A 12,910-nucleotide genomic window follows, 5' to 3' on the forward strand; every position below is an offset into this window, starting at 1 on the left:
CTTCTTAGGCAGGCACCGCCGGAACGGTTGGCAGGGTGCCGTTGCGGGCGAGGGTGAACTGTTGCTTGAACTCACCCGGTTTGATGTTGTGGGTCACGGTCTTCACGTAGTACAGGCCGTCGTAAGCGATCCCCGCTCCCCGAACCCCCACGAGCTGCCGCGCCTTCAAAACCTTGCCGTAGCGCAGTACGTCGAGCGACCCCGTGCCCGTGATCGCGTCCGAGGCGGCCTTGATCTCGCCCAGAATCTTCGCCATCGCCTCCATCGGACTGAGGTTGGCGATGTCGCGCAGGAAACCCACCTTCAGCCTCGTCACGGGCTTGGCTCCGAGCGGCCCCGCCAGCATCCCAAGGTCCGGTACCGGGATCGGGATCGGCACGCGAGTTTGCCGCTGCTGAATGAGGGCGATCAGCTGGGTCAGCTGCAAGCCGTTGTAGTTGAACGTCAGGGACTCCACATTCGTGTGGCGGTCCATGTTGATGTTCAGTGCGGGCTGGATCATCCCGACCCGAATCTCCGGTCCCCAATAGGCCGTGTTCATGCCGGGGAGCGGACCAGGATCGACGTAGAAAACGTAGCCCGTATCGGCTGCGAGTTTCTTCACATAGTCGTAGTCGGTGCCCTGCTGGGTAGGGATCTGCTCGGTGGGAAGCGGCGGCTCGTCGAACGGGCTGGGGATGACCAGCGGGATCACCCCGAACACCGCATACCGCGCCAGGATCGTCAGCACACGGATCGAAGGCGGCATGGCGGGATACGGAATGATGCCCGTAAAGTCGATGCGGCTCATCTGGAGGGCGATGTCTTCGCCGGTCAGAGTAAGGGTAGACGCAGACGGAGTGTTGCTTGGAGCGATGTCCTGCCGAGTGATAATCCCGTCCATCAGCACGTTCGGAATGCCGTCCACCGTCGCCACGAGGATCACTCGCGTGCCGGGGTCGAAGTAGCCCGCCGGGATCATCGTCGTGACGATGGGCGACTCCTTCCCGTACTTGAACTGAAGCTGGAAGCCAGAGCGATCGGTCGCGCTGATCGTCACCTGGGCGCTCGCCAGCGCGTCCACCAAAAGCTTGGGGGCGGGCACCGGAACGAGTCCGATCAGGAGCGTCAGCGTCAGACCTTTAGGCATCCGCATCCTCCAGGCTGGGGATTCCCTCGGGCATGGCGATGCGGATGCGGCGGCCCACCACTTCCGTCAGTTCGTCAGGGTGAAGCACGGCATTGGCGTCGGCCAGCCTCCAATAAAGCTCCGAATCTCCAAGAACTCGGTAGGAGACCAGATCGGGGCGGTCTCCCCGCTCGATCCGCACCTCGCCGTAGGTCGCAAACTTCTCGGGCGGGGGCACCATCCGACGCGCGAGATAGGCCACCTCGCGGCCGTCGGGAAGCGTGAGCTTCTTGATATCCATACCGCTGTAGCGGCTGTTGGGCGGGAAGGAGGCTTTGCTCATCCGATGCTCCCCACCCCGAACGGGTCAAGCGCAGTCGAGGTCGCCCCGATCAGCTGCTCCTTGCGCTTGTGATAGGCCATGTAGAGACCCGAGGCTTTCGATCCGGCGGGCAGGTCGCTCACGCTCAGCACGCGCAGGCCGAGCGAAACCTTGGCGCGGATCGGGTTCAAATCCGGATCGAACGCCTCTTCGACGATGCCGAACTCGGTGATCCGAACCGGAGTCACCCGATCCCGGCTCCAGACGAACACGGTCAGCGCCGCCATCATCGGCAGAATCTCCAGCGTCCCCGACGCAGCCATCTGGTCGTTGCGCTCGATGTCGGTGCTGGAGGGGTAGATCATCGTCTCCAGCGCAGCCAGGTCTTTGGCAACGCTCAGCTCAAGCCGCTTTTGCGAAGCCGTCGCCTCGGCAAGTCTGTCCGTCGCATCCAGGATTGCCTCCAGCTTGAAGGTCTCCACCGGTGGAGACTTCAGCCGCAACGCCTCCGAGCGGTCCCCGCTCTCTGCCCCTGCGCCTTGAGGCTGCAGGGTCCGGGTCAGTGTGTCGGGGTTGTATTGCAGCGGAATCGTGCGCTTGGTTGCCCCCGTTTCGGGGTCGATCAGGACGATGCCGCCCTTGAGGAGTTTGGGAGAACTTGTTAGACTCATGCGGCACCTACCCGGGAAAGCATTCCGCTCATCAGCGAGCTGACGTCGATGTCCGGCTTGATGAACCGAATCGAGTCAAGAGATGGCGGTCGGAATGGCTGGTCGGACTCGTAGTGGAACGGAGCTTCGACGCCGAACTCGAGGTTCGAGCCAAAGCGATAGCTGGCAAGCTGATAGCCTCGGTGATAGGTATATGCGCCGCGCAAGGCTTCGGCCTCCACGTTCGCCTCCAGCCCAAAGCTGAGCTCTGGCGCGACGGTCAGCCGTGCGATGTTGTCCACGGTGTACTTGCCCTGCCGATAGCTGATCGTAAGGTTGTTGGTGAAGCCGCCGTTCAGCCCGACCCGTGCGCTGGCGGTCAGGCCGCCGCTGATCGACGCGATGCCCGCGCTCAATGCCAACGCCCCTCGGATGCTGGCGGTGAAGCCGCCACCGATCGGGATCACCAGCCGACCGCCCCCCTCCAGCTCGAAGTTTGGATTCTCGTCAAAGGGGTTGAATCCCGCGCTGAGATGCAGGTCCTCGATGCGGCCCGGGCCGATGCCGTAGTCCACACTGAGCGACCCGGTGATGCGGAAGACCAGCCCGACCGAGACCGGACCCAGGCTGATCCCCAAAATCGGGATATCGACGCTCGTGCTGAACAGCCTGCGCTCCGACCCGAAGCGGCGGAAAAGCTCGATAGGCTGGGTAAATCGGAGCTCGCCCGTCAGCCGCACGTTCTGCCTTTCGTCGATGGAGATGCCGACCTGAGCGCGAAGACTGGGCGTGAGCTGATAGCTGATCGTGCCGTCGGCCGTGATCGCCCCCGAGCGCAGAAGCCGCGCGGTGATCGTCCCGTTCATGCGCCCCCGCGTCATGTTCAGCGTGCCTTCGCCCGTGACCACACCCTCGTCGTAGTTGATGGTGATGGTTCCCGTCAGTCCCCGGAAAGTGAAGCCAGTGGTGCCCGTCGCGGTCAGACGACCCCGCGTATAGCGGAAGCTCAGGGTCGTGGGGTTCAGCGGCGGATAGGTGAACCGACCGCTGCCGGAGAAGACCCAGTTGTTGCCCTCCATCGCGGCGCGGAGGGTGATCGGATTTCCGCGAACGTCGATCACGATCTCGCCGCTGGGGCGAATCCCCTGGTTGGTGAAATCCACCACCACCGTACAGCTCGTCACGTTCGGAATCTGCAGCTGGGTGCTGGTGATACGGATTGAGCCCGACCATGCCCCGTCGCGGTAGACGATCCGACCCTGCGCGTTGTCGATGCGCGGGACGTGCAGATTGATCGTTCCCGATGCCTCAAACCCGCGCATGTTCGCCGTCACGTTGATGTTCGCCGTCGCGATCGGGCTTGACCCTCCGCCGATGGCAAAGTCGAGATTGCCCTGAGCGGAGAGCTCAGGAAGCAGCGTCGCGCTGAGCTCGGCTCGGGTGACCCTTGCCGGACCGAAGGGTCTCCACGTCGAGACGTTTGCCCCAAGCGTGGCGGTCAGCGTTCCGTTGCCGAACGTGAGTCCAAACTGGGTGTTGCGGAAGAGCGGCAGCGAAGGCCGGAGCGTCCCCGTGCCGCTGATCGATCCGTCTTCGGCGTAGGCCAGCCGCAGGTTTCCTTGGCTCAGGAACGGATAGTGGAAGTTCATGACCGGATCGGTCATGTTCAGGAACGCGAGCGTCCGCGTCGGAACCCCGTTCACCTCTCCGGCATCGGTGGCCCGGAACTGCGGGTTCGGGTGCTTGGTGACGTCGATGTTGATCGGGATGCTGCTGGTGCCGCCCCGCCCCGAAAGCCGCCCCGTGTCCATCTTTGCGCGGACGGTATCGGCGGGTGTCCCCTTCACATAGGAATCCATCAAGAATCCGGGAACGAGCTGCCGAAAGCCGCGATTCTGGAAGATCGGCTCGTTGAGGTCGGTCGTTCCGGTGGGGTTGATCCAAACGTCGGCATTCGCCGCGCCGCTGTTCACGCGCAGCCGCGTCTTGCCTGCCGGGTCCTCCTGACCCTCCGCCCCCGCGACCGGGCCGTTTGCTAGCCGACACTCAATGGCAAGGCACTGCGACGCGGGGTCGGTGAAAGTGCCGCAGCTCGTTTCCCCTTCCGGCACCCGAACCTGACGGAAAGCCATCGTGATCTGTCCCGGCGCGGCTCCTGCCGGATACGCGTCGCGGATGAGAGTCGCCCGCTCCACCAGCCAAAGAAAGATGTTCGATCCGCTGCTGCGGTTGGGCGTGGGGTCGAGAAGTTGGACGTTCGTGGGCTGGTTGCCGCCGCCAAGCTGAAGCTCGACGATGTGGTCCATGTCGCAGATCGTGTCGTTCTGGAGCTTGGAGGTCCATCGTCCGGTCTGCGTCTTGCCGCCGACCGCCGCCCAATACGTGTTCGCCCTCTGCTCCGACCAGTTCACCCTCTGCAGCCAGCTTCGCCGCAGCGTCGAGGTCCGGTCGCGGGCTTGGCTGGCCCCGGCGGAAGGGTTTGCCGACCGCATGTCGATAGTCGCCCGGAGCTGATTCGAGGTCGCCATCGCGTCGTAGATCGCCTTCGAGAACGGCCCCTTCGCCGCAGGAAGGTCGAAGTATTGGATGACGAAGGTGCGGTGAATGCCTCCAGGCGGATCGGTGTCCAAAATCTGCGTCACGCCCGCCTGGTTCAGCTTGGTCGCGTCCAGCTCGGGCGGGAATCCGGCGAGGGCCGTCGTGCCGGGGATAGGGGCGGGTACGCCCGGCGTCGATGGGGGCGGGGTCGTTCCCGTCACGGGCGTGGTAGTCGCCGAAGTCGGGGGAACGGGCGAGGGCGGCGCGACCGGGGTCGTCCCATCCTCTGTCCTGCGAATCGCTCCAAAGTCTCCTTGGGTGAGCGACGGGGCGGCGTACCCGGCGGTCACCATCTCCGCAGCGCGGTCGGCCTCATACTCCAGCGGATCGCTGGCAAGCCCGACCTCCGGCGCATCGTTCGCCATCTGCTGAAGCCCTCCCTGCTGGATGGTGTGGGCCAACTCGTGGGCTAGAAGCTTCTGTCCTGTGGGGACGCTCGGGTTGTAGCGGCCGTGGTCGAAGACGATATTCGGTCCGAAGGTGTAAGCCTGGGCTCCGACGGCGCGGGCGGATTCGGCGGCCCTGGAGTCGGTGTGGATGCGCACGTTCGAGAAGTCCGTTCCGAACCGCGACTCCATCGTGTTGCGGACGGGAGCGTCCAGCGGTCTGCCTGGACTGCTCAGAACCGTACCGACGATGCTCGGCGCGGTCGCCATGCCGGAGGTCGCTGGAACGGAGCCCTTACGCTGGAGGATGTCCTTCTTGTTGTCGTCCTTGCACGCCGCGCAACTGCCCCCGCAGTTGCACTTCATGCGGATAGCGGGCTTCGTCGTCTTGGTCAAAGACGGCGTTTTGGCAGGGGCCTTCGTCTGGGGAGCGGCGCGCTCAGCCACTGCGGACGGCCTCCTTCACCTTGATGGCGATGGCGCGGGCGATGGCCTCCTCCCGATTCGGGAAGGCAGGCTTTCGCGAATCCTCCCCGAATGCGCCGCTCAGAGCTTCCGCAAGACACCGGCGAAGGCGAGCCGGGTCCACGTTCGCCCCGCCCTCCAGCACGATCCGGTCGATCCGAATCCGCCTCATCGCAGCCCCTCCAGTTCGGCGCCCGGACGCTCCAGCTTGGCAAACTCGGCCCGCGCGGCACGAAGCAGATGATCCATCTCCAGCGGCTTGTCCTCTTCGGCGGCAGCAAAGGCCGCGTTCAGCGCGACGTTGCGGATGCTTCCACCGCTGATGCTCCACTCCGACAGCTTGTCGAAGTCGATCTTGCCCAGCGGCGCGGCTGCCGGAAACGCCCGCTTCCAGATCTCCGAGCGTTGGACCAGGTCGGGGAACGGGAAGCTGACAGTGAACCGCAGCCGACGCAGAAAAGCAGGGTCGATCGCCTGTTTGAGGTTGCTGGTCAGGATCACGAGCCCCTCGTAGCTTTCGGTGAGCTGAAGCAGATAGCTCACTTCCAAGTTCGCGTATCGGTCGTGACTGTCCCGGACCTCCGTGCGCTTGCCGAACAGCGCGTCGGCTTCGTCGAAAAGCAGGATCGCGCCGGAGCCTTCCGCCGCGTCGAAAACCGCTCGCAGGTTCTTCTCGGTCTCGCCGATGTACTTGCTGACGATCCGGCTCAAATCCACCCGATGCAGGTCCAGCCGAAGCTCGTTCGCCAAGACTTCGGCAGCCAGCGTCTTGCCTGTGCCGCTCGGCCCCGCGAACAGCGCGGCGAGCCCAAGCCCGCGCGAGGTGCGCTCGGCAAAGCCCCAGCGGTCGTAGACCGTGGAGCGGTGCTTGACGTGAGCCGCGATCTCCCTCAGCATCGCCTTGGGAGCCTCGGGGAGGATCAGGTCGTCCCAGGCCGCGCGGGTGTCGATGCGGTGAGTGAGGCCGTCGAGCCGTTGTCTTGCCGCTCGACGTCCCTCGCGCCACAAAGCGGCTTCGGCATCCTCGCCGGGATCGACGGCAGATGCCGCGACAGCGATCTGTTCCGGGGTCAGCCGGAACTGCCGTGCCACGGTATCCACTTCGCCGTTCAGCTTGGCCCCCTTCTCGCCAAGGCTCTGTCGCCAAAGGTCGGCCCTCTCTCCGGCGGTGCTCTGCGGGCACTCGAAAACGGGAACGCTGGCGTGGGTCGGCGGCATCGCCGAAACCACCAAGGCTGGGAATTCAATCTCCTCCAACAGTCGGCTCAGACGCGGCACATCGTGCTCGCCGCACTCGATGATGAGCCCCGCGCCAAGAAGCAGCGCTTCGCGCGTCCAAACGTCGACGAAGCCCTCCGAAAGCACAGCCTCCGACGACGCGATATAGGGCTGTAGCCGCAGGACGCCTGCCGTGTATCCGGCGACGGATCGTGAATCCGGCCCCGCGATCCAGAACGGCGTGAGCCGTCCCCCCTCGCGCTTGCGCCAACGGTCGGCGATCCGCTCGGCGAGGTCCGCTTGCCCTGGCGTCAGGTCGGTCGTTGCCCGGAATGGCTGCACGGGCACCCCGCCCGCATCGAGCGTATGAACCCCCATCAGATAGTGCAGAACCCGCTCGGGCATCCGAAGTCCGCTCAAGGCGAAGCTCGGTCCCGGCTCCAGCTCCATGAGCCGGAACTTGCGCAGAGGAGCCTCCGGCGCAAAGATGTGCCAGCTGGCTTCGGGCAAAGCCGCGAGAGCCAGCGCAGGAGTGGGATAGGCGGCGAACTCCGAACCCATCGCTACCGCGCAACGGGCCGCAAAATTCGGCAGCAGCTCATGCGCCGCAACCAGCCCCAGAACCTCCTGCTCGAACGTTCCCAACTGGAATGACTGGGCCAAAAGCTCGAACGCAGGCGGCGCCGGACACTGCTGCCGCACCTCCTCAACAACCGCCAACGCCTGCTCAAGCTCAAGCGTGTTTCCCAAGAGCGCCTCCACCCGGGCGCGCGCCTTTTCCGCCACCGCTGCAAGGTGGTCTTGGTTCGTTCTCTGCCAGTCGAGGGTTAAGGTGTTCATGGGATTGTCAGGGTCGGGCCGGTAAACGGTTTAGGTTCGGGTGCGTTGGGGTCGAGAGCTAGTTCGCTGACCGCGCCATCCACGCGCAGGCGAACCAGGTAGGTGCCGTCGGCGACGTCGCGAGCCGGGAAGATCAGCGGGTTGTTGGCGTTGGTGCGCGGTCTTGCGTCCATGCTGTAGGCGGCGGGTGTATTCGGGGGCGGCGCATCGGTTCGGTTCAGCAGAAGCGTCGCCTTCTGGTCGATCCCGATCTGCGGCAGAGCGGTGACCGTGATCGTGTGGTCCCTTGCCGGAGTGTTGTCGAAGTTGTAAACGGTGGTCTGGATGACGGGCAGGATCATGATCGGCACGACGTTCGACTCGCTGGCGACATGGCCCGCCCCAAGATCGCCCGAATCCACCGCCCGGACCGTCGTGACCCCCGCCCGAATCCCGGCGGGCAGCCGCAGGCGAACCGCCGATCCGGTGAGCGTGTTCGGGACGACGCTCGCGTCGGCATCCCCAATCTGGAATCGCACGTTCGCGCCGGAGAAGCCGCGCCCGTTCAGCAAGATCGTTCCGTTTGCGGCGAACGGCACGAGGTTCGGCGTGACCGAGTCGATCCCCAGCGCCCCAAACGCCACGCCGTAGACGCCGCGATTCCGCACAGGCAGGCTCTCCCGACCCGCGCTCTCCATGTCCAGCATCACAACTTCGGCCTTCACCAAGGAGGTCAACGAATAGTTGATCTGCGAGAAGGTCGCCCAGATGTGGGAGAAGTCTTCAAAAGAGGTCTTCAGCAGCTTGAGATGAACGATGGTCGGCTGATCGGCAAGGTTTGTGTTCGCCAGGAAGTGCCCGCCCGGGAGGGTTTGGAGCTGGGATCGGATAGCCTGCTTGAGAATGCGAGGCTCGCTGGTGATGTAGCGTAGCGCCGAAGCCTGCACACGTTGAGGCTCGAGGTTCGCCTCTTGCCCATAAAAGGTGAGCAGATAGACGAGATCGAACACCCCGACCGGACGCTGAATCAGATTTCCCCCTGCGTCGCGGGTCGGGGCGTCGAAGTTCCCCAGATCGCCCGTGGGCACCGCCTGATAAAGATAGACGTTGACCCCCGTTCCCGGCAGGTTGCCGTCGGTTCCGTCGGGCCGAACCGCGCTCGCCGATGCGCCGTTGACGTCGGCCCGGACAGCGCGGTCCAGCAGCCGCTGGAGCACAAACGTCACGGTGGCGAAGGCGAGGTGGTTGCTCATGCCTCACCCCGCGAACGAAGCTTCAGATACTCGTCGAGCGAGAGCGCCCCCTTGGGGTTCTCGGATTCGGTGGGCTGGGCAGGGGTTGCGGTTCCGTCGAGACGCACGTCAATCCGTCCGATGTGGATATCGTAAGAGGTCTCTTCCCGGACGGGGATTCGCTCTTCCGACGGCGGCCCGGAGATCCTCAGCTGCTTCTCAACCGTCTCCATCCGCGACTCGATCTGCGTTCGCAGAATCCGCTCGCGCTCCGTTCTGACTTCTCTCTCGGACTGCGTTTCGGTGTGCGTGGTCGAGGTCTCGCGAAGCACGCGCAGATGCTCGGTGCGGGCTTCGCGCAACAGCTGGGACAGCGTTTCGCGGACCTGCTGGGTCTCCCGAGTCCTTGTCTCTTGCGTGCGCGATTCGTGCACGGCCTTCTCTCGCTCAAGCGTTTCACGATGTACTTGCCGATCCGTCCGGTGGACTTCGCGCAGCGTATCGTGCGCAGGCTCAGGAAGTTCAGGATCAAAGTCGGCACGGGAGCCTTCTCCCGGCGACTCATAAACCTGAACTCCCGGCAGCAGCGTCGGCGTTGGGGTTTGCTCAGACGGCGTCGAAGCCGTCGGCTCGACCTCGATCCAGCCCTCATCGTGTCCAGCCACCGGCAGCAAAGGCTCCACCCTTGGACCGATTCCCAGAGCCAGCCGCGCCATCGAGAGGAAGTAGCCGCTCATGATCGCGCAAACTCCAGATAGCGGCGTCTTCGGGCTGGGCTTAAGGCGAGAATTTCAGTCTCGTTCCAGCCGTAAGCTTTGGCGAGATCGTGAACTTCGCTCAACGTACGACGGGCCCGCTGCCCGATCTCTCTCCAAGTAATCGCCGGCAGGTCGATCAAGGCTTCCCATTCGGTCTCGCACTTCGGGCAGGCCAGGCTCAGCCGAGGTGCGCCCAGCGGATCTTCCGCATCCAATCTTTCGTCAAGGGCTTCCAAGACCTCCTTGGGAACCTCCTCGAAGGAAGCCTCCTCGCCCGACCTGCGACAGGCCAAAACGCACCTTCGCACAAGCGCAGACGCCGCATCTTCGTCGTTGTCGAACCGCAGCATGTACGCCAAATCGAGGGAGTTCGCGGGGCGATACTCCACCTCCCAATCCCCCATCGATAGCGTTCCCGGCATCGGCTCCGTTGCCGACATATCGGGCAGAGTGAATTCGGCGATCTCCCCACAATCCGGGCAAGCAGCAAGCGCCTCAACACGCGCCCCAAACTGACGGCTGCGCCATTCAAGAATCCGCGCATTGCGCAGACCCACGGCATCATCCGCAGAGGTTGGGGCAGCCTGAGAGGCCACGAGGAGGCCGCGCTCAATAGCGGCGCAACCCTCGCCGGCGTCCCACAGGTCGAGGAGATCGCTTCCGTACATCGACGGCTCCTTAAGCGAAGGTCAAGCTCTCTTCGGTGGGTTCACCAACGGCTTCGTCTCGTTCAAATCCCTCATGCTCCAGCTTCAGGCTCTGAATGAGAACGGCGTTGGCGTTGGCATCGAGGTCGGCTTGCGCCTGGTACTCCGACACCCAACACTTATAGAGCTTGTACGCGATCACCTTTTGGCCTGCCTCGTTGTAAACCTCGATGATGATGTCCTTGCGGAAATCCTTCAGCGAAGATTCGCTGCCGAGGTTTGCCCCGAAGTTCCAGACCCGGCGCGCCCACTCTTCAAAGTCCTTGTCGTGGGTGACACCGCGCTCCAAAGTGATCGCCTCGAATTCGGTGCGCCCAGGAGCCTTGTGGCTGGTGCTGGGGTCGCCTCCTTCGCGGTGCTTGATCACCTCGGTGGTGCGCTTGAGGGCCGTGATCTTGCTCACTCCCGCGACGAACTTGCCATCCCACCAGATGCGGAACTTGAAGTTCTTGTACGGGTCGAATCGATGTGTGTTGACTGTGAACTGTGCCATTGCTCCTCCCTATGCCTGAACCCTTCCTGCCATCTGCTGCAGGCTGATAACGACAAACTCGGCGGGCTTGAGCGGAGCGAAGCCGACCACGATATTGACCACGCCCAGATTGATGTCGTTTTGGGTTGTCGTCTCGGAATCGCACTTCACGAAGTAAGCCTCGCTGGGGGTCTGCCCTTGGAAGGCCCCTTTGCGGAACAGGTTGTTCATGAATGCGCCGAGGTTGAGGCGAATCTGCGCCCATAGCGGCTCGTCGTTTGGCTCAAAAACCGCCCACTGCGTTCCGCGGAAAAGGCTCTCTTCGATGTAAAGCGCGAGTCTGCGAACGGGCACATACTTCCACTCCGAAGCCAGCCGGTCGTCACCCACCAGCGTTCTCGCCCCGTAGACGATTCGGCCCGCCGGATTCTTGATGCGCAGAGCGTTGACGCCGATTGGATTCAGAAGCCCGTTCTCGCCGTCGGTCATGTTGTACATCAGGTCAGGCACGCCACGCAGAGTTGCCTCCAAGCCGGCAGCTGCCTTCCAAACTCCTCTCTCCCCGTCCGTCCTTGCCAGGACTCCGGCGACCGCGCCGCACGCCACGAACGTCTCCAGATCGTTGTTGTGGAACGGGTTCGGCATTCTGAGCCGGGGCCAGGAGATCATCGAGTTTCGGCTTCGCGTCCCAACCGGATCTGGAGTAGCCGCCATCCCCGTGACGACCGCCTGAGGCGTATTCCACGCATCCGGCGGATCGACGATCATGAAGGCCCTGCGCTCTTCGCAGTACGACGCCGCAAGACCGACAATCTGCGGGTCCAACGTCGCCGCATCCGTCGGAGGGATGCAGAGCATTGTGAAGAGATCGGCCTGCTCCAACGAGTAGAACGCTGTCTTGTTTGTTCGCGCGTTGTTGGGAAAGAACTCCTGCACCCTCAGCGTGTCACCGTTGTCGCCGCCTTGGGCTGCAAGCGCCGTATTGAGGTTGGTAACGGCGGTGTTGAAGTTGCCCTGGTTGAACGGGACAGCCCGGCGAGCCGCCTCCACCGCGTCCTCGGCGACGCTCACTGCATCCGCTCCCGCCGCAACAGCAGGCGCGGCATTCGGGTAGGCCCCTCGCCAGCGCAAGAGCGCCGATCTTTGAGCCAAAACCGTGTCTACCCGCGAAGCATGAGCAACACTGGTGAGGTTCTGGAACGTCTCGCTCTGCCCGCTGTTGACATCGGTGACGCGCAGGTTGAAAAGCGTATTCTGGGCGACTCCCATCGTCGCCCCCATGCCCGCAGGAACGTTCGTATCAATCCGCACCCGGAGACCTCGCCCCCAAGTGCCCTGGTTGGCCGCCTCAAAAACCAACGCGCCTACGTCGATTGGCGTCGAAGCCGGAGGCACACCGCCGCCCGTGCGATTTCGGAAGAGCCGGACAATCACAGCTCGTGAGCCTCCGTTCAGGAAGTAGTCACGAACGGCAAAACTCATGTTGCTGAACTCGGCAAGCCCCCCAAACATGCGTTCGTAGTCGGCGTAGCTCGTGATCGTGACAGCTTCATTGACGGGTCCACGCGCAGCGCGGCCAACAAAAGCCGCTATCGCGGTCGGAACCCCAGTTATTGTGCGTACCCCACTGGGTATTTCTTGAATGTAGACACCAGGATAGGAAACGGAAAGCGCCATAGTTCTCTCCAACTGACAGATTTATATGCTTTACGAAAAAGCCAGCTTCAACGAAAAGCAAATTGGTTCAGTGAGCATAACACAGCTAATACTAAAATGCAACATTAACTCTCTACTTATCTGATGATCGCAATACAGAAGGCATCAAACGATCATCAAGCTGATAAAAGCGGCAAGAGAAAAATGTAATCTCTTGTCTGCGCATTGTGGATAACTACAGTGCAAAGTGAGCCACATTGTGCCTTCGTTGAGTTAGACAAGGCTATTCATTGCATCATCACAGAATGATGAAATGCTGACCCTCTCACAAGAGAATTTCGATACTATGCGCACGTTAACAATTGTCAAAAATGACGATTATGAAAGAGTGAGACAACGAGATGTGTAGGCGTCTTTGCGCGTTCGGCCAGCCAAGCCCTCGATATATTCACATTCGTTTAATCTTTAATGATTTAGAGTTTCACCAATACTCGCTTCAAGCCAAGGAAGGCTTTCGCA

11 protein-coding genes are annotated in these 12,910 nt (G+C 62.7%); all 11 read right to left on the reverse strand.

Annotation, left to right across the window (positions count from 1 at the left end; all coding sequences use genetic code 11):
* Positions 1-4: 4 nt before the first annotated feature.
* The 11 genes from KF784_00425 to KF784_00475 are packed head-to-tail and all read right to left on the reverse strand — an operon-like array spanning position 5 to position 12,412.
* Positions 5-1,129, reverse strand: coding sequence for a hypothetical protein (locus tag KF784_00425; GenBank protein ID MBX3117500.1), 1,125 nt, complete (start codon positions 1,127-1,129; stop codon positions 5-7).
* Positions 1,122-1,451, reverse strand: a complete 330-nt coding sequence (locus KF784_00430; protein MBX3117501.1) for a hypothetical protein — start codon at positions 1,449-1,451, stop codon at positions 1,122-1,124. Before KF784_00430 ends, KF784_00425 begins: the two co-directional genes overlap by 8 nt.
* A complete protein-coding gene (locus KF784_00435) occupies positions 1,448-2,101 on the reverse strand; it encodes a hypothetical protein (protein ID MBX3117502.1) in 654 nt (217 codons plus the stop codon). The genes KF784_00430 and KF784_00435 overlap by 4 nt, the downstream gene beginning before the upstream one ends.
* Entirely contained in the window at positions 2,098-5,511 is a 3,414-nt protein-coding gene (locus KF784_00440) for a DUF4157 domain-containing protein (GenBank protein MBX3117503.1), read from the reverse strand. Before KF784_00440 ends, KF784_00435 begins: the two co-directional genes overlap by 4 nt.
* Positions 5,504-5,701, reverse strand: a complete 198-nt coding sequence (locus tag KF784_00445; GenBank protein MBX3117504.1) for a hypothetical protein — start codon at positions 5,699-5,701, stop codon at positions 5,504-5,506. The genes KF784_00440 and KF784_00445 overlap by 8 nt, the downstream gene beginning before the upstream one ends.
* On the reverse strand, positions 5,698-7,587 hold the full coding sequence (locus tag KF784_00450) for an ATP-binding protein (protein ID MBX3117505.1): 1,890 nt from the start codon (positions 7,585-7,587) through the stop codon (positions 5,698-5,700). Before KF784_00450 ends, KF784_00445 begins: the two co-directional genes overlap by 4 nt.
* Positions 7,584-8,819, reverse strand: coding sequence for a DUF4255 domain-containing protein (locus KF784_00455; protein MBX3117506.1), 1,236 nt, complete (start codon positions 8,817-8,819; stop codon positions 7,584-7,586). The genes KF784_00450 and KF784_00455 overlap by 4 nt, the downstream gene beginning before the upstream one ends.
* Positions 8,816-9,535 (reverse strand): hypothetical protein, encoded by a 720-nt coding sequence (locus tag KF784_00460; protein ID MBX3117507.1) that lies wholly within the window; start codon positions 9,533-9,535, stop codon positions 8,816-8,818. Before KF784_00460 ends, KF784_00455 begins: the two co-directional genes overlap by 4 nt.
* A complete protein-coding gene (locus tag KF784_00465) occupies positions 9,532-10,224 on the reverse strand; it encodes a hypothetical protein (GenBank protein ID MBX3117508.1) in 693 nt (230 codons plus the stop codon). Before KF784_00465 ends, KF784_00460 begins: the two co-directional genes overlap by 4 nt.
* 10 nt (positions 10,225-10,234) lie before the next feature.
* Entirely contained in the window at positions 10,235-10,756 is a 522-nt protein-coding gene (locus tag KF784_00470) for a phage tail protein (GenBank protein ID MBX3117509.1), read from the reverse strand.
* 9 nt (positions 10,757-10,765) lie between these two features.
* The gene (locus KF784_00475) at positions 10,766-12,412 is read right to left on the reverse strand and encodes a phage tail sheath subtilisin-like domain-containing protein (protein ID MBX3117510.1); all 1,647 of its coding nucleotides are present in this window, start codon (positions 12,410-12,412) and stop codon (positions 10,766-10,768) included.
* Positions 12,413-12,910: the final 498 nt, after the last annotated feature.

It is taken from the genome of Fimbriimonadaceae bacterium (assembly GCA_019638775.1).
GTDB lineage: Bacteria > Armatimonadota > Fimbriimonadia > Fimbriimonadales > Fimbriimonadaceae > JAHBTD01.